21 protein-coding genes are annotated in these 20,286 nt (G+C 35.6%); 10 read left to right on the top strand and 11 right to left on the bottom strand.

What is annotated here, in order from left to right; genetic code table 11:
* Positions 1-423: 423 nt before the first annotated feature.
* Positions 424-1,440, bottom strand: coding sequence for a tetraacyldisaccharide 4'-kinase (lpxK, locus tag C8N46_RS00445; RefSeq protein WP_108112892.1), 1,017 nt, complete (start codon positions 1,438-1,440; stop codon positions 424-426).
* A gap of 258 nt (positions 1,441-1,698) precedes the next feature.
* On the opposite strand from lpxK, the gene C8N46_RS00450 reads away from it, so the two are divergent.
* Positions 1,699-3,093 carry a hypothetical protein gene (locus tag C8N46_RS00450; RefSeq protein WP_108112893.1) on the top strand — a complete coding sequence of 465 codons (1,395 nt, stop codon included), beginning with the start codon at positions 1,699-1,701 and terminating at the stop codon, positions 3,091-3,093.
* A gap of 33 nt (positions 3,094-3,126) precedes the next feature.
* Here the strand turns inward: C8N46_RS00450 and C8N46_RS00455 are convergent, their stop codons facing one another.
* Positions 3,127-3,504: a hypothetical protein gene (locus C8N46_RS00455; protein WP_146169685.1), complete on the bottom strand. Its 378-nt coding sequence runs from the start codon at positions 3,502-3,504 to the stop codon at positions 3,127-3,129.
* Between the two features lie 223 nt (positions 3,505-3,727).
* Between C8N46_RS00455 and C8N46_RS00460 the strand changes: the two genes are divergently transcribed.
* Positions 3,728-4,822: a Nif3-like dinuclear metal center hexameric protein gene (locus C8N46_RS00460; RefSeq protein WP_108112895.1), complete on the top strand. Its 1,095-nt coding sequence runs from the start codon at positions 3,728-3,730 to the stop codon at positions 4,820-4,822.
* Positions 4,823-4,824: 2 nt separating this feature from the next.
* Complete coding sequence (locus tag C8N46_RS00465; RefSeq protein WP_108112896.1) at positions 4,825-5,604, top strand: zinc ribbon domain-containing protein; 780 nt, start codon at positions 4,825-4,827, stop codon at positions 5,602-5,604.
* Positions 5,605-5,634: 30 nt separating this feature from the next.
* On the opposite strand, the gene C8N46_RS00470 is transcribed toward C8N46_RS00465, so the two are convergent.
* A complete protein-coding gene (locus C8N46_RS00470; protein ID WP_108112897.1) occupies positions 5,635-6,441 on the bottom strand; it encodes a class I SAM-dependent methyltransferase in 807 nt (268 codons plus the stop codon).
* Positions 6,442-6,557: 116 nt separating this feature from the next.
* Between C8N46_RS00470 and C8N46_RS00475 the strand changes: the two genes are divergently transcribed.
* Positions 6,558-8,501, top strand: coding sequence for a T9SS type A sorting domain-containing protein (locus C8N46_RS00475; protein ID WP_108112898.1), 1,944 nt, complete (start codon positions 6,558-6,560; stop codon positions 8,499-8,501).
* 143 nt (positions 8,502-8,644) lie between these two features.
* On the opposite strand, the gene C8N46_RS00480 is transcribed toward C8N46_RS00475, so the two are convergent.
* The 8 genes from C8N46_RS00480 to C8N46_RS00515 all read right to left on the bottom strand — a co-directional run bounded on the left by C8N46_RS00480 (position 8,645) and on the right by C8N46_RS00515 (position 15,435).
* Positions 8,645-9,736 carry an amidohydrolase family protein gene (locus C8N46_RS00480; protein ID WP_108113563.1) on the bottom strand — a complete coding sequence of 364 codons (1,092 nt, stop codon included), beginning with the start codon at positions 9,734-9,736 and terminating at the stop codon, positions 8,645-8,647.
* A 235-nt stretch (positions 9,737-9,971) separates the two neighbouring features.
* Positions 9,972-10,556 carry a hypothetical protein gene (locus tag C8N46_RS00485; protein WP_108112899.1) on the bottom strand — a complete coding sequence of 195 codons (585 nt, stop codon included), beginning with the start codon at positions 10,554-10,556 and terminating at the stop codon, positions 9,972-9,974.
* Between the two features lie 329 nt (positions 10,557-10,885).
* A complete protein-coding gene (locus C8N46_RS00490) occupies positions 10,886-11,674 on the bottom strand; it encodes an SDR family oxidoreductase (protein ID WP_108112900.1) in 789 nt (262 codons plus the stop codon).
* A gap of 108 nt (positions 11,675-11,782) precedes the next feature.
* Entirely contained in the window at positions 11,783-12,097 is a 315-nt protein-coding gene (locus C8N46_RS00495; protein WP_108112901.1) for a GIY-YIG nuclease family protein, read from the bottom strand.
* Positions 12,098-12,267: 170 nt separating this feature from the next.
* Positions 12,268-13,713: an aldehyde dehydrogenase gene (locus C8N46_RS00500; protein WP_108112902.1), complete on the bottom strand. Its 1,446-nt coding sequence runs from the start codon at positions 13,711-13,713 to the stop codon at positions 12,268-12,270.
* Between the two features lie 2 nt (positions 13,714-13,715).
* The gene (locus C8N46_RS00505) at positions 13,716-14,366 is read right to left on the bottom strand and encodes a hypothetical protein (RefSeq protein WP_108112903.1); all 651 of its coding nucleotides are present in this window, start codon (positions 14,364-14,366) and stop codon (positions 13,716-13,718) included.
* The gene (locus tag C8N46_RS00510; protein WP_108112904.1) at positions 14,367-14,768 is read right to left on the bottom strand and encodes a RidA family protein; all 402 of its coding nucleotides are present in this window, start codon (positions 14,766-14,768) and stop codon (positions 14,367-14,369) included. It abuts the gene before it with no gap.
* A gap of 121 nt (positions 14,769-14,889) precedes the next feature.
* The gene (locus C8N46_RS00515) at positions 14,890-15,435 is read right to left on the bottom strand and encodes a DUF1697 domain-containing protein (RefSeq protein WP_158269036.1); all 546 of its coding nucleotides are present in this window, start codon (positions 15,433-15,435) and stop codon (positions 14,890-14,892) included.
* 580 nt (positions 15,436-16,015) lie between these two features.
* On the opposite strand from C8N46_RS00515, the gene C8N46_RS00525 reads away from it, so the two are divergent.
* The 6 genes from C8N46_RS00525 (at position 16,016) to C8N46_RS00550 (ending at position 20,254) form a co-directional block, all read left to right on the top strand.
* Positions 16,016-16,477, top strand: a complete 462-nt coding sequence (locus tag C8N46_RS00525) for a hypothetical protein (RefSeq protein WP_108112906.1) — start codon at positions 16,016-16,018, stop codon at positions 16,475-16,477.
* A gap of 73 nt (positions 16,478-16,550) precedes the next feature.
* The gene (locus C8N46_RS00530) at positions 16,551-17,438 is read left to right on the top strand and encodes a dienelactone hydrolase family protein (protein WP_108112907.1); all 888 of its coding nucleotides are present in this window, start codon (positions 16,551-16,553) and stop codon (positions 17,436-17,438) included.
* A 59-nt stretch (positions 17,439-17,497) separates the two neighbouring features.
* On the top strand, positions 17,498-18,283 hold the full coding sequence (locus C8N46_RS00535; protein WP_108112908.1) for a bile acid:sodium symporter family protein: 786 nt from the start codon (positions 17,498-17,500) through the stop codon (positions 18,281-18,283).
* Entirely contained in the window at positions 18,276-18,995 is a 720-nt protein-coding gene (locus C8N46_RS00540; protein WP_108112909.1) for a phytanoyl-CoA dioxygenase family protein, read from the top strand. The genes C8N46_RS00535 and C8N46_RS00540 overlap by 8 nt, the downstream gene beginning before the upstream one ends.
* Before the next feature lie 60 nt (positions 18,996-19,055).
* Positions 19,056-19,583, top strand: a complete 528-nt coding sequence (locus C8N46_RS00545) for a TPM domain-containing protein (protein ID WP_108112910.1) — start codon at positions 19,056-19,058, stop codon at positions 19,581-19,583.
* 212 nt (positions 19,584-19,795) lie between these two features.
* A complete protein-coding gene (locus C8N46_RS00550) occupies positions 19,796-20,254 on the top strand; it encodes a TPM domain-containing protein (protein ID WP_158269037.1) in 459 nt (152 codons plus the stop codon).
* Positions 20,255-20,286 lie beyond the last annotated feature (32 nt).

A 20,286-nucleotide genomic window follows, 5' to 3' on the forward strand; every position in this document is an offset into this window, starting at 1 on the left:
TGAATTTTAAATTATTCTAAACACCTAAACTTATAAACTTTTCAACTCTAGAAAATCATAGCTGTTCTCGATACATTTTTCCTTAGAAAAAATACTCGAACTGACGTGCTGTGGAACATAAGATAGTATTGAGATATGAGTAGTAAGTATTGAGATTTTTTTATTCAAAAATCAACAATCAGTAATCGTTAATCGTTAATCAAAACCGTCACTTCAATTTTATAACAAGAATAAATAGTAAATCATTGGTACATTTTCAAATTATCAAATTGACACATTAAAAAAATCGTCACTTCGAGTGGATTTGCGCAGCAAATTTGTATCGAGAAGTACTTTGAAACTTAAAATTTTAAATCAATAAACTTCAAACAACGAAAAACAAACAAACAAACAAACAAATCGACCAAATCAAACAACAAAAAACTAAAAACGCCCAATAAACTCCTCAACTTTACGCTGAAACTTCAAACCATCCGCTAAAAACTGTACTTGAATTGGTAAAAAATACAAGTTCTTTAATCTTCCTTGCAAACGCATAAAATCTTTTTCGGTAGTAATGATTTTTTTGTCACCTGCTTTTTGTTGAATGGTTTCAATATCGCTTTCGCTGAAATCGTAATGATCTGCGTATTTTAAGTGTGAATATTGCAACTCTTGAAGGTTTAAATGCTGCAACAACGGTTTCGGATTCGCGATTCCTGTGATTAGAATAAAATCCGTTCCTTTTAAAAACGACACCAACAATTCTTCCTGTGTGTTTCGAATAGTTTCCGAATAGGTAATCGCCGTAAAAAACACTTCTTGATCCGATTTTGGAGCTAATTTTTTCTGAATCTTGGCACGTTTTTCCTCAGAAACATCTTTGGGACATTTGGTAACGACAATTACATCCGCGCGTTTGGCACCTGAAATAGGTTCGCGTAAATTTCCTGCGGGCAACATAAAATCGTTCGCATACAAATCGTAAAAAGGCGTCAATAAAATTTGAAATCCCGCCGTTACTTTTCGGTGTTGAAAGGCATCATCAAGCAAAATCACTTCTGGTTGATGCGCTAGTTTTCGGAGATTTTCAATTCCCACAGTACGCTGAGCTTCTACTGCCACTTGAATTTCTCCTTTAAACTTTTGATAAAACTGCAACGGTTCGTCGCCAATATCAGCTGCGGTGGTTTGCTCATTGGCTAACAAAAAACCTTCCGTTTTTCGTTTGTAACCTCTGCTTAGTGTGGCAACAGTATATTTATCCTTTAGCAATCGAATCAAATACTCAATCATGGGCGATTTTCCAGTACCGCCTACACTAAGGTTTCCAACACAAATCACGGGAAAGTCGTACGAAGTTGATTTCAAATAATCGTTATCAAACAACCAATTACGCACGTACACAATAGCGCCGTACAACAGAGAAAAAGGCAATAATAACAATCGAAGTGTTCGCATTAGTACGAAAGTATGGTTTTTTAGGTTAGGAATGAAAATGAGACATTAAATATTCAAACTAACTAGAAAAAACTTAAAAGAATTTAATAAGAAATATTAAAAATTAAAAATAGTAGATTCATTTTGGCTTTAGTAAGAATTATTTTACCTTACAAAAATAAATCATTACCTTGAAACTTACTATCTTAGTTTGTATTAACAACTCTCATAATATAATTGCTAGCATTTTTAAAATAATTAATTATCTAAAACTATCTAATGAGTGATCTAATTTCTTCTAATAATTTTAAATCATTTATAAAAGGCACTAATACTGTAAGTAAAGTTTATGGTCATCGACAAAATGTTCCTGATTTTCAAATAAAATATCTAGATGATAAAATTATCATTTCAGGTAACTTTGAACTTGCTGACGATTTAGTATTTCATGAAAATGAGGTTTTTGATAAAGAATTATTTTTTGATGGAGGTAATTATAAAAATATAATATTTCGTGGAGGAAGATTTACAAAAATCTTTTTCAGGAGAGGTACTTTTAAAGGGTATATAAGTATTCGGGGAGGATATATAGATAATTTAATTTTATTAGGAGGTAATTTTCTTCGTTGGCTGGGTACTTTAGATGGAGTGATAAATAATGACGATAATGAAAGAGTCCTAGCTGAAGAACCCTTAGTCATTAATCGTTTTGAAATAGAAGGAGGTTCATATCTTCACAACATTTGGCTTTCTGGTGGAGATATAAAAAGTTTGGAAATTAAATGTGTGACTCCAATCATTATACATTGTATGCCTAACGATGATAAGTTGTTCGATATATCAAAAAACACATATAAATACAAATTTGAATCAAAGCCTAGAATTAACAATTTACTTTTATCTAGATATTCCAATAAGAATACATTTTATCATTTTAGCGAATTAAGTTTGAAAAATTTATTTTTTGAAAATTTCACCAATCTTGGAAATATTACTATTTCTAAGATAAGCTTGAGTGAGAATATAACTATTAAATATTCAGACTTAGGAAAATTAACTTTCATCGATTGTGATTTTTCAAATCGTGAAATGCTTTTTTTAAGTTCTAAAATAAATGATATTACATTAGCTGGAGCAAAATTTCCTAGTCCTAAAAAAATAAACAGCTTAATAAACAATAAAGAACAAAAAAAATTAGCTGTTAGTCAAATCAAAAAAGTTTTTCAAAATATTGGAGATAGTTTAACTGCTAGCGAATATAAAGCAGAAGAATTAAACACTTATGAATCAACACTAAATTGGTCTTGGGAAAAAATAAATCTTTATTTGAACAAACTGACGAATAATCATGGACAAAACTGGATTCAACCCTTGGTTTTACTACTTATTAGTACTGCTTTTTTCTTTTCAATTTATTGTTTTTCTTTAGGTTTTAAATTTGAATTAAAATCTTATCAAAACATTGAAGTCTTTCTAAAAAACTGTAGTTACTATTTTGAATTTTTAAATCCTATTAGAAAAAGTGATTTTTTACCTAAAATATTATTAGGTTCTGAAAAATTGAGAGATATTTCTAATGTAACTTATCTAATTGATAGTGTGGCTAAGATTTTTAATGGATATCTCTTATACCAATTTATTGCAGCATTTAGAAAGTTTGGCAGAATGAATTAATTTAAATAATTATAGTTTCAAGTAGTACTATTATCACTCCTTTTTCACATAAATCTTTTCATTATTGGCAAACAATACCAACTGTTTGTCTTGCTGTTCGCCGTGTGTGATTAAAATTTTAAAATACTTATAACTATCAGGATAAACAGAGATTTGTGGTGAAATTAAGTTTGCCGTTTTGTATAATTTTCCTTGTGGCGATTCTTCAAAATTGGCAATCACGATGTAATAAAAACTTTTAAATGCTTGAATGTCTTCATCATCACTCGTGCGTTCGTTACTAGCAACTTTAATGGCTTGCATGCGAAAATGCTCGTTGCTTCGCGAAAGCACATTATTTTCGTTTACTTCCAACACAACTTTAAACAATCGTTCGTCTTGAATGGGTTCAATTCCGTCTTGCGAAAACACGCAAAAAATATTTAAAAAAAGCAACATCGAAGTCACATATATTTTCATGATATTCAACAGATTATAATTTCTACAGAAAGATACATTTTTCTATAGTTGAAGCTGAAAATTACTTGATAAGCGTAGCTACAAATTCGTAAGCGTTCTAAATAGGCGTGCTTTTGCATTTTAATTGTTCATTTTTTTGTGCTAATTTCTATATTTGAGAAAAAGGAGATTTAAAATGAAAGTTCAAGATATTATGTCGTGCATTGAAGAATTCTGTCCGCTCGCGTATGCGGAAGATTTTGACAATGTAGGTTTGTTGGTCGGTAATAGCCAACAAGAAGTTTCTGGCGTGTTAATTTCGTTAGACACGCTTGAAAATGTAGTAGACGAAGCCATCGAAAAAGATTGCAATATGATTGTGAGTTTCCACCCAATTATTTTTTCTGGCCTAAAAAAAATAACCGGAAAAACATACGTGGAACGCGTAGTACTAAAAGCTATCAAACACGATATTGCCATTTACGCCATGCATACCGCTTTAGATAATTCGTGGAACGGCGTGAGCGACCGTATGTGCGACGAATTGGGCTTGCGCAATAAATCCATTCTGATTCCGCAAAAAGGAACCATTAAAAAACTTAGTACGTTTGTGCCGAAGAAAGATGCTGATAAGGTTCGAAATGCGCTATTTGCTGTTGGTGCGGGAAGCATTGGAAATTATGAAAATTGCAGTTTTAATGTAGAAGGTTTGGGAAGTTTTCAAGGAAATGAAGCTTCCAATCCGACCATAGGAACGAAAGGAGAAACCCATTTTGAAGAAGAAATACAGTTGGGAATCACTTTTGCGCGACATTTGGAAGGAAAAGTGATTCAAACGTTACACGAAACACATCCGTATGAAGAAGTCGCGTACGAGATAACCACGCTAGAAAACACCAACCAACATATTGGTATGGGCATGATTGGCGAACTCGAAAAACCCATCAACGAAGTGCATTTTATGACGCTGTTGAAGACGAAAATGAAAGTGCCTGTAGTACGACATTCGGCTTTATCGGGAAAAATGATTCAAAAAGTAGCTGTTTTGGGCGGCAGTGGAAGCTTTGCTATTGATGCTGCCAAACGCGCTGGTGTAGATGCGTATGTCACGGCAGACTTGAAATACCACGATTTTTACAAGGCTGAAGGAAAGCTTATTTTGGCAGATATTGGACACTATGAAAGTGAACAGTACACAAAAAATCTTTTATTTGAGCATCTTACGAAAAAAATTCCTAATTTTGCGTTCATTTTATCAGTGGAAAATACAAATCCAATCAAGTATTCATAAATATGGCAAAGAAGAAAGAAGTTACAGTCGAAGAAAAATTACGCGCACTTTTTGATTTACAATTAATTGACTCTCGCGTAGACGAGATTAGAAACGTTCGTGGAGAGCTTCCTTTGGAAGTAGAAGATTTAGAAGACGAAGTAGCTGGATTAAATACAAGACTCGAAAAGTTACACAACGATCTTGATCAGATTGATGATGACATTAAGAGCAAAAAGAATATTATTGAAGAAGCTAAAAACTTAATCAAGAAATATACAGAACAGCAAAAAAATGTTCGTAACAACAGAGAATACAATGCATTATCGAAAGAAGTAGAATTCCAAGAGTTAGAAATGCAATTGGCTGAAAAGCACATCAAAGAGTTTAAAGTCGCTATTGAGCAGAAAAAAGCAGTGATTGATCAAACGAAAGAGCGTTTGGAAGAAAGAGAATCTCACTTAAAGCACAAAAAAGCGGAATTAAACGATATTCTTGAAGAAACAAAAAGAGAAGAAGAATTCCTTTTAGAAAAATCTGAAGAATTTGAAAAATTAATCGAAGCTAGATTGTTAGCTGCTTACAAACGAATTCGCAACAATGTTCATAACGGTTTGGCAGTGGTTAAGATTGAAAGAGGTGCTTCTGGAGGTTCGTACTTCACAATTCCACCACAAGTTCAGGTTGAGATTGCTTCTAGAAAGAAAATCATCACCGACGAACACAGTGGTCGTATTTTGGTAGATCCAGCTTTAGCTGACGAAGAGCAAGAAAAAATGGAAAAGCTTTTTGCTAAGTTTTAATTCCTGTTCAACATACAAAATCAAACCTCGCTAAATGCGAGGTTTTTTTGTGGCTTTTAGTTCGTAAATGAGCGGATACAATTTATCCTTTGTTTCATACAAACCTTCTTTATTTTGTATCAAATTGGGCAATACATTGTACGGAGAAGCATCGTGTTCGGTTAAAAACTCAATCGTCAATCCCGCATTGATGAGTGCATTGACAACTTCGCCCAAACCATGATTCCACGCGTATTCTTTGCTAATCATGTTGGTTTCGCCATCTTCGGCATACGTACCTTCATATTCTTCGTAAATTACCTCATCTTGGTTATACCCATAGGTTAATTTTGGCGGATTTTGTAAATAATCAAACATCCAAACAATCGGGTGAAATTCGACCATATAAAATACACCGCCTTCTTTTAATCGCGACGCAATGATTTCTGCCCATGGTGTCAAATCGGGCAACCAGCCGATAACGCCATAACTGGTAAACACCATATCAAACGTATCGACTACATGCGCGTTCACATCGTACACATTACAACAATGAAATGTCGCGTTAAGATGTAATTCTTCATTTAACGATTTGGCAAGTTCAATCGCTTCGTCCGACAAATCAATTCCTGTACATACCGCGCCCATTCGAGCAAAACTCAACGTATCTTGTCCAAAGTGACACTGCAAATGCAATAACGATTTTCCAGCTACATTTGGCAAACTATTCAATTCATATTTCATCAAAGAAGAAGTTCCTTTCTTAAACGCGTCCATATTATACATGTCACTTTTTGCATGAATCGCCACTTTTTTATTCCAAGTTTCTTTGTTGGTCTTAAAATAATTATTGTTCATTTTATCGGAATTTTATACCATTTATCGTATTATTGTTTTTAGATTTTACCCCAACAACAATTGTAGGGAAAAAAATTTAAATCGTACCCAAAATAATCTTACTTAAACCTATTTCTATGAAAAAAACTACATTTTCATTAGTCAGAAACGTTTTCTTGTTTTGTCTGATGATGAGTTTTACAAGCAACGCTCAAAATGTGGATGTGATCCTTTCGGTAGATTGGCCAAATTGGTCCACCGAAAATAAAGTAGAATTTTACAGTCCCGCAGGCGTTCTTTTACAAACCATTGACAATGGTTTTGATGGTAGTGCCAATACTGCTTACAATGAAACCACTGTAGCTGTGAGTTATCCTGTAGATGACAATGTGCCTGCTAATTCTGGATATTATGTTATTGTATATGATACGTATGGCGATGACTGGAATAGCGGCGGAAACTTAACCGTTACTGTCGACGGACAAACTGCTTTTACCTTTGATGGTGATTTTACCTCGAATGTTACTTCAGGAAATCCTGTTGAAATTATGGAAACGTTTTATTTTGCTGTGGAAGAAGCTCCTGCGCCTCCACCTCCGTTTCCAGGTGTGTCACAGTTTGATACTAGCGGTAACGAATACATCGAATACATTCCTGGAAATATGCCAGTCATCATTTCGGCACCTCATGGCGGTGTAAAACAATCGGGACAAACTATTGGTGGTACTTTTTATCCAGATAATGACAGTACACTACCAGACAGAAACTGTGGAACGAATGAAAGAGATGATAATACCGATATTTTAATTCGCGAAATTCAACAATCGGTGTACGACCAAACAGGTTGTTATCCGTACATCATTATCAACAATTTACACCGAAGCAAACTCGATCCAAACAGAGAGCAAAACGAAGCAACTTGTGGCGATGCTGATGCTTTATTCTATTGGAATGCTTTTCATAACTTCATCGACCAAGCAAGTGCCGATGTAATGAGCAAGTGGGGAAAAGGACTGTATATCGATTTACACGGGCAAAGTCATAGCATACCGCGAATTGAAGCAGGTTATAATATTTCGGCTTCCGATTTAAACAATACCACTCCTAACTACTTAAATTCCGTGTCAAACTCTACTATTACAAGTTTGGTGAGCAATAATTTAGGAAACCTCACACAAGAACAATTGGTGCGCGGCACGACAAGTTTGGGTGGATTGTTTGCTACTACAGGCGGTGCATTTTACAACGCACAAGGCTATCCAGGATGTAGTTCTACACAAGGGTATAGAACCGTTCCAAGTCATATTAACACAGGAAATTCAAGTTGTGATGATACACGTCCGTATTCAAATGCATATTTTGACGGTGATTATTATAATAACAGACGACATGGCTCTGGTCCAGCAGCAAGCGACGGACAAGGCGGCGGCGGAACGATTGACGGAATTATGACAGAAGTCAACCGACGTGTGCGCGATTTGGGAACGTATAACGGAAATGTGTACGACACGCGTCCGCAAACGCTTGTTCCTTTTGCAGACGATTATGCTACCGTTATTACCAACTATATCAATATTCATTACAATGATTTTGCTGATTTTGCATACAGTTCAAATACCTATGCTACCGATGATGCCGATCCTACACCAACACGTACTACAGGCGTAACAGGCGTTTTTACTGCCACACCTGCAGGATTGGTTATCAATGCTACTACAGGAGAAATTGATTTATCAGCTTCTACTGATGGCGTCTACACCATAACACATACGGTTGGAGATTGTAGTTTGTATCAAGCAACCACAATGATGACCATTACAAACACGTTGAGTACTACTGAAGTAACAGCAGCTTCTTTTGCGTTATATCCAAATCCAACTACAGGACAATTACAGATAGAAACTACACAAAAAATATCGACTATTACTGTATATAATTTAGTTGGGCAACAAGTAAAGGCATTCAACTTACAGACCAATCAAAAGTCTATCGATATTTCAAACTTAAAAGCAGGAAGCTATTTTGTAACCTTACAAAATGCTACTGGAAACGCCTATACAAAACTTATTGTGAAGAAGTAATTCTGAGCAACGTAATAGTGCTAAATTAGAAAAGCCTTGCGATGTATTTTGCAAGGCTTTTTATTTGAAATGAGTTCTGAATTTTACTGTGATGTGAAACTGAATCAAGTTCAGTTTGACTGTGCGTTTGCTAGTAGTTCTTTTTATGGTCTTTCAGCTAGAATTTTTTGAGTCAATTGTCGTTTCGTTTCTTCATCGTCACCAAATAACCAACGTAATACATTGTCTTCCCAAATATCGTCGTATTGTTGTTGATTGATGATGTTTCTTTCAATTGCTAAATCGAGAAGTTTCCCTGGATAGGAAGATTGTGGTTTGCTTTCCATTTCGCCTAATGGATACGGATCGTCTAATCCCATAATGATTTGGTTGCTTCCTTGACGATCAACCATCAACTTAAACGAATCGGTGTCATGTACTAGCGTATCAAAGTAAATATTAGGATGTCCTACGGCTTTTCGCGGATGTACTTTTCCTTTGAATAAATCTGGTCGTCCATCAAATCCTTGTATGCGTCGCCCAAGATTCATTTGTGCTAACTGTCCACCATGCGCAAAACAGGTTCGAATATTTGGAAAACGTTCTTGCATTCCGTTTAGGGTATAAAAATGATACGCATCGCCACATTGTGCCAACATCCAAATAAGGTGAAAACGCCAGTTTACATTTTGCAGCTTAATCATTTTATCGCCGTCATACGGATGAATTTCAATGGCAAGTTTGTATTTATTAGCCAATTCGAAAATAGGATCATTCTCTTCATCAAAAACCGAACGCCACTGCCCTATCGAATCCATAAAGTGCGTTGGCAAGCACAAAACACGCAATCCCAATTCTTCCACACAGCGCTCAATTTCCCACAAAGCACCGTGAATAAAACCTGGATGCACGACAAATCCGCAGGTAAATTTTGACGGATGATTTCGCTGTACTTCCGCATTGAAATCATTTTGAAAACGCAGCGCATGTTTCATGACTTCCAAACGCAAGCCATTTCCATACAATTGTGATAGGTTTAAAATTACAGCATGGTCAATTTTATTGCGTTCCATCCATTCGAGCTTTTCATTTAAGAAAAAACTAGAATCGGTTACAGGACGTTTCCAATCGTCTTGCAACATATATTTACGTTCATCATCCACCCAAAATACCTTTTTTTCTTTCATAAAAGCAGGAATTTGTTCTGGATAAGGCAACAAATGTGAATGTCCGTTTATACGCAATTTTCGTTTCAAGGTTCCGTAGTTTTTAGTCGTGTTCGTAATGAATTTCAATATATCAAATACACTATTCGCGCACTTGCAAGTGCAAATTACTGCTATAAAAATACTATTTATTAGAGAATATGTGATGCATTTAACATTTTAAAATCGTTAAACTCAAATTATCGAATAAAAAAAGTCTCTACTACTTTTTGATAGTACAAAAGCATAGAGACTTTGATAAAAATATGGTTGGTTGGTTATTTGCTTAACTTACAACTACTGCTGCCATTTTACGAGCACTTTTGAGTGTAATTGTATTATTAAACTTATTCTGATAGGTAAATATAGTTTCTCTTCCTTGTTTTTGGGCTACTACTTTCGTTGGAAATACAAAAGAAGCCGCATCTAAGTTCAATTCATGACCTTCCGCATTTTCGCTGTAACTTTCAATAAGTCCTGCAAACTCGGTTGCTAATTTTTCATTTAAAATATAGAATTTACTTCCACCGTTTTGGCGTACAATCAATGCCAATTCTTTACTTTTAAAACCTAAGATTGGATTTTTGTGTACTGGAATTGCGTACGAATTGCTGTTGAGCTGTATCATTTCTGAAGCATTGTACTCGTATCCTTCTTGGTTGAGTACTTTTACCAAACGCGCATGCGTATTGGCAACATTTTCAGATACATTAGCGATGGAAATACGTGTTACATTGTGTAGCAAACGGTTGAATCCTTTTCCGATACTTGTTAATGAAACACTTTGATTACTTGCTAGTGTCGAACTAGGAAACATAGAGAGCGCACCCGCTCCGATTACACTAGATACAATAAAGTTTCTTCTGTCCATATATTGGTTAGTTATTTGTTTACAACATTTTTTTAAGATTGCAAATGCGGTTTTCTGTTTCCAATTTAAGGATTTTTTAACACTTTCATCAAAAAAATAATTAAAAATGTTAAAGTCAGGTAGTTTTACTTTTTTGTTTGTGGGAAAATTAAATACAATATTAGAGAACAGCTTCTCGTTTTTAGACTGTCCACGTTAGCTAGACTGAATACGTTTATAATACTGACAACTCTCTGAAAATAGGTATTTGTCTGCACAGTCTAGAACAATAAGAAACTAAAACTTCAATTGAATCTCGACTGCGCTCGATTTGACATTTAGCGTATCTTTTACAACGACTTCGTACGTCCACCATCAACAGGAACGTTAATTCCATTGATATACGAAGCTGCTTCGCTTGCTAAAAACGCAATAGCATTCGCAATTTCTTCTGGCTTTGCAAAACGTTTAGCAGGCACACTGTTTTTCATAGCTTCACTCACCTCATCAATAGTTTTCCCTGTTTTGGCAGCTTTGTTTTTGATGATTTCTGATAAGCGTTCCGTCGCCGTTGCACCAGGCAATACGTTGTTGACAGTGATTCCAAATTGCCCTAATTCGTTTGCTAGTGTTTTAGACCAATTTGCCACCGCACCACGAATGGTATTGGAAACGCCCAAACCATCCAACGGTTGTTTTACAGAAGTAGAAATCACATTGATGATACGTCCGTAACCAGCTTCCTTCATGCCACCAACAACCGCTTGCACTAAGATGTGATTGCATTTTAAGTGTTGTGTAAATGCACGTTCAAACTCTTCAATTGTTGCATTAAAAACAGGGCCGCCCGCAGGACCGCCTGTGTTGTTGACCAAAATATGAAAAGCATGATTTTTAGCAATAAACGCTTCAATCTTTTCGCGAAGTTCGTCAGGATTTTGAAAATCTGCTACAATATAATGGTGGTGTTGTCCTTGCGAGGTATCTAATTCAGCAAGAACATTTTTGAGTTTTTCTTCGTTTCTAGCGGTCAACACTACGTTTGCTCCAAGGTTTGCCAATTCTATAGCCGCCGCTTTTCCAATGCCTTGTGTACTTCCACAAACGAGTGCGTTTTTGTTATTTATTTTTAAGTTCATTCTTTACTTTGATTAGTTATTAAGTCTGAAAGTTTCAAAGTGTTCTCGTGAGCTTCGCTCGGTATCTTCGATAATGCTCGAACTGACACTTTCTGTTATTATTATATATTATTCATTTTTGTATTTAAAATGTGTTGCATTTCTACATTCTGCTAAAATTTGTATCCTATCGTAGTTCCCTTCTACCAATGCTAATTTCTTTTTTTGACTCCATTTTTTTATTTTCTTTTCAAAATAAATGGCTTGCGCTACATCATTAAAGTCTTGATAAAAGATTAGTTCAACTGGTATTCTCGAAAATGTAAAACAGTTTTTATTGAATCCTGATGTATGTTCATTTACTCTACGTTCTAAATTATTCGTCATTCCAACATATAATAAATTGTCTTTACATTTAAGGATATATACATAGTATGTCTTCATTTTAAATTGTCAATTGAATTTTCTGTTGTCACATCGAGCGCAGTCGAGATGCCTTACAATTTCAAAGTGTTCTCGTGAGCTTCGCTCGGTATCTTCGATAATGCTCGAACTGACATGTTTCTAATGATTATATGAAAAATTCAGCCTGTTATTTTAGATTAATAAAACGATCAAGAATACTTTATACACACATTTTTCGGTTCGGTGAAGAAACGCAGTGCTTCTAAGCCACCTTCGCGTCCTACGCCTGAATTTTTCATTCCGCCGAAAGGTGTACGCAAATCACGCAATAACCACGTGTTTACCCACACAATTCCCGCTTCTAGTTGTTTGCTCATGCGCATGGTTCGGTTTAAATTATTTGTCCAAAGTGTAGCCGATAGTCCATAGCGAACACCATTTGACATTTGCAAGACTGCTGCTTCGGTATCAAATGGCATCATCGTGACTACAGGACCAAATATTTCTTCTTGATTCACGCGACATTGATCGGTTTGTACTTCAATAACAGTTGGTGCTAGATAGTATCCATTTTCAAATCCTTCCACCGTAACTTCGTTTCCTCCACATAAAATTGTTCCACCTTCTTCTTTTGCAATTTCTATGTATGATTTTACTTTTTCCAGATGCGGTTTTGAGACTAACGCGCCAACTTTCGTAGTTTCCGCAAACGGATTTCCTACCTTGAGTTGTTTCACGCATGCTACAAAATCCGTTTTGAATTTGTCATAGATGCTTCTTTCCACAAAAATTCGCGAACCGCACAAACAAATTTGCCCCTGATTCGCAAAAGAAGAGCGCACTGTCACGTTTAACATTTCGTCATAATCACAATCGGCAAAGATGATATTTGGATTTTTTCCACCCAATTCCAGCGAAAGCTTTTTAAACATTGGCGCCGCCGTTCTAGCGATATGCGCGCCTGTTGCAGTTCCACCAGTAAAAGAAATCGCTTTAATATTAGGATGTTCCGTAATGGCTTGTCCCGTAGTGTGTCCCAAACCATGCACAATGTTCAAAACGCCGTTTGGCAACCCTGCTTTGGTGCAAATTTCACCTAATAAATAAGCCGTCATTGGCGTTACTTCACTTGGTTTGGCAACTACGGTATTTCCTGTAGCGAGCGCGGGTGCAATTTTCCATGTAAAAAGATATAGTGGTAAATTCCAAGGAGAAATACATCCTACAACACCAATGGGTTGACGCAGTGTGAAATTTATCGCATTGAGACCGACACTTTCGTGTGCTTCACTTGAAAATTGTGTAATAGCTTGCGCAAAGAATCTGAAATTACTCGTCGCTCTCGGAATGTCAATTTGCGTAGCCAAACTGAGCGGTTTTCCATTGTCCAACGATTCTGCGTGTGCTAAATCTGCTAAGTTTTCTGCAATTAACGAAGCAATTTTATCGAGAATACGACTGCGTTCTTCAATGGTTGTTTGTGACCAACTCGGAAACGCCGCCTTTGCTGCTTGATAGGCAGCTTCTACATCTTCCGCAGACGAGTTTGGAATTTTACCGTAGATTTCTCCGTTAGACGGATTGTAGTTGTCAATCCATTCATTGCTTTTCGGCGCAACGTAACTTCCGTTGATATAGTTGAGAATCTTTTTCATTGTTAAAGGGCTTCGGCAAATTCTATGAGTAATATATTTTCTTTTAAAAGATTTTCTTTCAATATTTTCATAAATGTAGTAAACTTTTCAGATTGAATAATTTCAGTCTCAATATAGCGTTTCCTTTGTTCTTTAATTTCGTTCGCAGTTTTATTCTTTAGTCTTGAAAGCTCTTTATTTTCATCCCATGTAAATAATATAAATTTTATATTCTCATAAAGATGTACATCTTCAATTACTTCAAACCTTGCTTTTGTTGTTTTAATAAGTTGAAATTGTTCTTTTGTTAGCTCTTTGAGTCTTTCATCTGGCGTAAAATAAACATATTCTATAATGTCAAGTTTTTCAATTTCATTGAGAGATACTTGTGTGTTTATTCCTTTTGGTATAAAATCAATTATATGTCTACCCGCATTTACCTCTATGATATATGGGTAGATTTTAATTTTTCCATTTGATTGTTTACTTAAAAAGTCAATAATGTTAGTTTGATGTATTTTAAATTCATTATAACTGTATTTGTAAATATAGCCATGATGTGTTTCTCCATTGTTTAAAGCAATATTTACATAGAAACGATAGGCATATCCAGCGTCTACTGCTTTTCCTTTGAAACTAAAGAACAAACATATAATGAATACAATCTTTTTCATTTACTGTTTTTTGTAAGCGACCACTTTAATTTCCACCACCAAATCTGGATGCGGCAATTGATGCACGGCAACCGTTGTTCGTGTTGGTCCGGTAGCTTTGTCGAAAAATTCACCATACGCTTCGTTGTAGCCTGCAAAATCGTTCATATTCACCAAAAACGAAGTAACATCAACCACATCAGCCAGACTTGCGCCTACACTTTGTAAATTTTTGTCAATATTTTTCAAAACTTCACGTGTTTGCGTGCGAATGTTTAGGTGTTTCGTTCCCATTTCATCAATAATATCCACACCTGCAATGCTATTATCTGGTCGTCGCGAACTGGTTCCTGATACAAATATAAAATCGCCCACACGTTTGGTATGCGGATACGCGCCTCTTGGAGTTACTTTTTTTTCCATTGTTTTTTATTGTCGATTTGTCTTTTTGTTAATTTGTGTTTACACTGAGCTTGTCGAAGTGTTATTCGTTATTCAAAAATCACTTTTTTATTTAACATTTTGCGGTTTTACATTTTACATTTCATAACGCTTCCGCCATTTCTAACAACTTATTGATAGTTTTCCAGTTTCGTGTGGTCGCTTGTGTTTTGAGTTTTCGTTCAAACAGATTGTTGGTCAATTTACTACGCCCAAAACCGTTGGGACAATACAAATACACTTCCGAATTGATGATTTTAAATTCATCGTCTTTACTATCAATCTCAAAATCTGTTACTGTGGGAGTGGTTGCTAGAAATGTAATAGCTTGTTTGGAAATATCTTTGTCCGTGAACGGATTATTTGCCATCGCTATTTTCCATTCCGCAATCGTTTTTACCAACACAGGCACGTCGTAATCATACTGCTTTTTGATGGCTTCTGAAATTTGATTGCCTAATTTTGTTTGATCTTTTTCATTGGAAGCAAATACTACATTTCCACTTTGGATATACGATTGAACCTTCTCTAAGCCTATATCTGACAGTAATAAACGAAGTTCCGCCATCGGCAGTTTTTTACTTCCCGAAACGTTAATTCCGCGCAAAATAGCAATGTATATCATGTTTGTTGGTTGTCTTGTTTTCAAAGATACATTTTTTTTGGGTGTTGGGTGTTGGGTGTTGGGTGTTGGGTGTTGGGTGTTGGGTGTTTGTTTACGCTTCGCTTTAAACTGATACCTTAAAAATCGAAGGAAAAGCTCGGTGTAGCGTTACGAGAAGATACTTTTTGTTGGGGAAAGCTTGTTGCACGATTACAGGAACGAATTCCCCACGGGGAAAAGCTTCTCGCACGTCTGCAGGAACGTTTCGAACGTGTTGGAAAGCTTCTCGCAGCGCTGCGAGACGGTTTTGTTTGTTCCCGAAAGCTTGTTGCAGGTCTGCGAGACTGTTTCGGGACTTCCCGAAAGCTTCCTGCAATGCTGCGAGACCGTTTCGGGTTTTCCCGAAAGCCTGTTGCATTGCTGCGAGAAGGTTTCGGGAGCGTTTTTATTGCGAATTCTTTAATAAAAAGTTCATTTTTTGTAGGTTTTTTGTGAATTTTTCAGAAGTTATGTTTTTCTTTATTGGAAGCTGTATTGCAGAATTGAAATCTTTAGATTTATTTATTACAGAAATTGTTTTTATCCTATATTTAAAGGAAAATGAACTTACATAAAATCATTGAACTTGAAAGAAATCTCCAAAGACACTCTTGAAACCAACTTAAAAGAAGCTACTCATATTTTATTGGAAATGGCTAGAAATATGTGCTGGAATACAATTTCAAGTCATGTAGTTTATTTTATTTCAGAAACACGAAATGATATTCATAATAGTATAAAGTTTAATAATCAAAAAGAACTAAAGTCACTTCCAGAGACTATTGCAGAATTAGAAGTAATCTATGAAAATCTTTATGATATAAATTTATATATCTACAATAGTGAAAAGAAACGGACAATTATAGAAATCCAGTACTATCCTAAATCACTTCTTGAACTTGATTATTATGAAACCGTGAAGAATAAAGAGCCAATGTTACATTGTAAAGTAAAAATACCTAACTATCGAAAAAACGATTCTGAAAAGTTTGATATTAACTGGACTTTGGGTGGAATTCGACATAAATGGAATTCTTTTTTTAAATAAATATATTTCAATGTTTAAAAATAATTTCACCTAAAATTTCCCTAACTTTAAGCTCAACCAAAAATCCAACATCATGAGCGAGCTTAAAAAGGAAGACATTAAACAAGAAGTATTTGATTTATACGACGATTATGCGCATAATAAGATTGGACGCAGACAGTTTGTGGAGCGACTTTCTTTGTATGCCGCTGGAAGTGTTACGGTTGGTGCCTTGCTCAGTTTTATGTCGCCCAACTATCGAACAACAGCAGAAGTTGCCAAAGATGATCCAAATATTGAATCGGATTATATAACATACAAATCTCCGAAAGGTGGTGGCGATATCAAAGGCTTGCTTTCCATCCCGAAAGATACCAAAACGAAAATTCCAGGTGTTGTCGTAGTACATGAAAATCGCGGATTGAATCCGTATATTGAAGATGTTGGACGAAGAACTGCGTTAGAAGGATTTATCAGTCTGGCACCTGATGCATTATCGCCATTGGGCGGTTATCCTGGCAACGATGATGATGGGAGAACGATGCAGCGTAAACGCGATAGAAACGAAATGTTGGAAGATTTTATTGCTGCGTTTGAATACGTAAAGAATCACCCGCAATGTGATGGCAATGTTGGAGTCGTCGGATTTTGCTTTGGCGGCTGGATTTCCAACATGATGGCAGTGCGACTGAGCGATTTAAAAGCCGCCGTTCCTTTTTACGGACGACAACCCAGCGACGAAGATGCCGCGAAAATCAAAGCGCCTTTGTTATTGCAGTATGCCGAATTGGACACACGCGTCAACGCAGGTTGGGAAGCTTTTGAAAAGGTGTTAAAAGCAAATAATATTGAACACACGGCACATTTTTATCCAAACGTCAACCACGGATTTCACAACAATACGACACCGCGTTATGATAAAAAAGCGGCAACCTTAGCATGGGAACGTACGATTGCTTTTTTTAAGGAGAAATTGGTGTAAATTTTTATCATCATAAGGATAAAGCTGTATATTTCTGCTCTCAATTGTAAAATTTTAGCATGCAGAAAGAAATTGACACGAGAAATAGTGAGTTATACACGAAACAAGCAATAAGTATCGCTACATTTATTGGTGGACCGTTAGCGGCAGGATATCTTATCCGAGAAAATTTTCTAGCCATAGACGAACCTAAAAAAGGAAAAAATGTATTCATTATTTCTATAGTGGCTACAATTGCACTTTTTGTATTAATTTTTTCCATTCCTGAACATATTATAGAAAAAATACCAAATATTGTGCTTCCTGTAGTGTATACCGTAGCTATTACTATTTGGGTAGAACAAACTTTTGGAACGATTTTAAAAAAGCATGAAGAACTTAAATACAGTTTTTATTCTGTTTGGCGTGCGATTGGAATAGGTATAGTTTCACTTTTGATTATCGGAATAGGTATTTTTGGTTATGCGTATTTGTCTGCCGACACAGAAGCAACAGAAGCATATCAATCTTCTTTAGAAAAGTTTTATGAGAATGAAAAACAGTCGCTAGCTTTTTACCGACTGATGCAAACCGAAAGCGATTTTGATCTTATTTTAGAATTGAACAAAAATGCTATTCCCAAATGGAAAGAGAATATTGAAATTGTAAAAAGTGCTGATACCATTACAGATTTACCTAAAGAAATTAGTGATTACAATAAAAAATTACTTCGATATAGCGAACTCCGATTGGAAGCGTTTGAAGTATTCAAAAAAGCGCTAAAAGAACGTACTGTTAAGTACGATTCAGAGTTAAGAAATTTACATGAAATGATTGATAAACAGCTGGAAGCGATTAATGAATAAAAACGTTGATTACATAAGTTCCTTAGACGAACAGGGATTTGCTGTTCTAAATCATATATATGCAGACGCGGAAGTCGACGCTATATACAACTGTATTGAAAAAGCTTGTGCCAAATTGAACGTTGGCAACTATTCTAAAAGTGTGTTTGCAATACGACAAGCAATGAAGAAGATTCCTGAATTGGAATCGCTAGTTAGTACAACAAAATTACAGAACTTATTATCTTCTCTTTTTACGGAACCGTATTTTTTGACCAAAGCTATTTATTTTGACAAACCTAGCGAATCTAATTGGTTTGTGGCGTATCATCAAGATTTGAGTATTTCTGTTGATAGAAAAGTAGCTGTTTCAAACTATACGAATTGGACATTCAAAAAAGGTCAATATGGCGTACAACCGCCATTAGATATTTTAGAAAATATTGTCACTGTTAGAATTCATCTCGACAAAACCACCAAAGAAAACGGCGCATTAAAAGTCATTCCAACATCGCATCTAAAAGGAATTTACAGACCTGAAACCATCGATTGGAATACAGAAACCGAACATGTTTGTGAAGTCGAAAAAGGTGGCATCATGCTCATGAAACCGTTAACACTTCACGCTTCTGAGCGAACCACAAATGGCAAACAACGACGTGTGTTACACTTGGAGTTTGGCTCAAAACAACTCACCAAGCCTTTAGAATGGTTAGAGTTTTATAAAATTTAACATCAGGTTACTATTTTATTTTATATCTTTCTATCACATTAAAATCACACTATTGATATTATGAAGTATAAGTATCTACTGATTCTATCGCTTTTCATCGCAAGCATTTCCTGCAAACAAAAACCCGCAACATTTCCCAATATTGACAAAGACGCTACTAGCGAAATTTTCCCAAAACCTGTAGGCTTTGTGAATGATTTTGACAGTATTTTTTCTGAAACCGAACGAGCGGATTTGTTGAAGCTTATCAAATTACACGAAGCTGCTACTACCAATCAAATTGCTGTAGTAACGGTCAATGATTTAGGAACCTATTCCGATATTGAAAAGTATTCGTTGGATTTGGCAAATTATTGGGGCGTGGGACAAAAAGAAAAAAACAACGGCGTACTCATCGCAATTCATGAAGATGCTAGAAAACTTTGGATACAAAACGGCGATGGTTTGGTCAAAAAATTGACGGATGCCGAAACGAGTTATATCATTGAATCTAAGATAATTCCTGAATTTAAAAGAAATAACTATTACAAAGGTGTCTACAGAGGTATTGAAGCCATTATTCGAGAAGTGAATAAAACGGAAGACTAATACCAACTACTCTAATTTTCTTTTTAAAAAGTAACTAAACAGTTCATTTCATCGAAAATTTGCTATTTAAGTTGTTAATTTTAAACGACATATCGTTGATTTTCTTATCTTGCAAGAACCCAATTGATTTTTAATAGCCCGCCATGATATGTAAACGCCTACTGCTCTGCCTGCTAATTGCGCTTTGTTTTAGCTGTGAAGCTACGCATAAAATGCACTCCAAATCATTTATTGGCAAACATGCTGCCAAGGTTGACTTTCCTATGTTAAAAGGAAGTGTGAATGATTATGACAATATTCTTTCCAAAAAACAAGAAGCCGATTTACTCCGACTGATACAAAAGCACAAAGAAACTACCACAGATGAAATTATCGTTGTAACCTTAACCTCGTTGCAAGGATATTCTGGATTGGTAGAATATTCGTTGGATTTAGCAAATCACTGGCAAATTGGCGAAGAAGATAAAAATAACGGTGTTTTAATTGCACTCTATATGAAAGACCGTCGCATTTGGATTCATAATGACGTTGGAGTGATGCATAAACTTACCGATGAAGAAGCGTTAGAAATCATCAACCAAGTGATTGTGCCTGAGTTTAAGAAAAACGATTTCTTTACAGGTTTTGAAAAAGGAATTCAAGAGATTATTAAAGAGTTGAAGGAGTCGTGAAACAAGTATTTTTTTGCTGTTGTATTATATTG

The sequence above is a fragment of the Kordia periserrulae genome, from assembly GCF_003054265.1.
Lineage (GTDB): Bacteria > Bacteroidota > Bacteroidia > Flavobacteriales > Flavobacteriaceae > Kordia > Kordia periserrulae.

Excerpts from the sequence above, each read along its gene's own strand:
- lpxK (WP_108112892.1), bottom strand. The coding sequence starts at position 1,440 with ATGCGAACACTTCGATTGTTATTATTGCCTTTTTCTCTGTTGTACGGC.
- C8N46_RS00450 (WP_108112893.1), top strand. The coding sequence starts at position 1,699 with ATGAGTGATCTAATTTCTTCTAATAATTTTAAATCATTTATAAAAGGC.
- C8N46_RS00460 (WP_108112895.1), top strand. The coding sequence starts at position 3,728 with ATGAAAGTTCAAGATATTATGTCGTGCATTGAAGAATTCTGTCCGCTC.
- C8N46_RS00465 (WP_108112896.1), top strand. The coding sequence starts at position 4,825 with ATGGCAAAGAAGAAAGAAGTTACAGTCGAAGAAAAATTACGCGCACTT.
- C8N46_RS00470 (WP_108112897.1), bottom strand. The coding sequence starts at position 6,441 with ATGAACAATAATTATTTTAAGACCAACAAAGAAACTTGGAATAAAAAA.
- C8N46_RS00475 (WP_108112898.1), top strand. The coding sequence starts at position 6,558 with ATGAAAAAAACTACATTTTCATTAGTCAGAAACGTTTTCTTGTTTTGT.
- C8N46_RS00485 (WP_108112899.1), bottom strand. The coding sequence starts at position 10,556 with ATGGACAGAAGAAACTTTATTGTATCTAGTGTAATCGGAGCGGGTGCG.
- C8N46_RS00490 (WP_108112900.1), bottom strand. The coding sequence starts at position 11,674 with ATGAACTTAAAAATAAATAACAAAAACGCACTCGTTTGTGGAAGTACA.
- C8N46_RS00495 (WP_108112901.1), bottom strand. The coding sequence starts at position 12,097 with ATGAAGACATACTATGTATATATCCTTAAATGTAAAGACAATTTATTA.
- C8N46_RS00500 (WP_108112902.1), bottom strand. The coding sequence starts at position 13,713 with ATGAAAAAGATTCTCAACTATATCAACGGAAGTTACGTTGCGCCGAAA.
- C8N46_RS00505 (WP_108112903.1), bottom strand. The coding sequence starts at position 14,366 with ATGAAAAAGATTGTATTCATTATATGTTTGTTCTTTAGTTTCAAAGGA.
- C8N46_RS00510 (WP_108112904.1), bottom strand. The coding sequence starts at position 14,768 with ATGGAAAAAAAAGTAACTCCAAGAGGCGCGTATCCGCATACCAAACGT.
- C8N46_RS00530 (WP_108112907.1), top strand. The coding sequence starts at position 16,551 with ATGAGCGAGCTTAAAAAGGAAGACATTAAACAAGAAGTATTTGATTTA.
- C8N46_RS00535 (WP_108112908.1), top strand. The coding sequence starts at position 17,498 with ATGCAGAAAGAAATTGACACGAGAAATAGTGAGTTATACACGAAACAA.
- C8N46_RS00540 (WP_108112909.1), top strand. The coding sequence starts at position 18,276 with ATGAATAAAAACGTTGATTACATAAGTTCCTTAGACGAACAGGGATTT.
- C8N46_RS00545 (WP_108112910.1), top strand. The coding sequence starts at position 19,056 with ATGAAGTATAAGTATCTACTGATTCTATCGCTTTTCATCGCAAGCATT.
- C8N46_RS00550 (WP_158269037.1), top strand. The coding sequence starts at position 19,796 with ATGCACTCCAAATCATTTATTGGCAAACATGCTGCCAAGGTTGACTTT.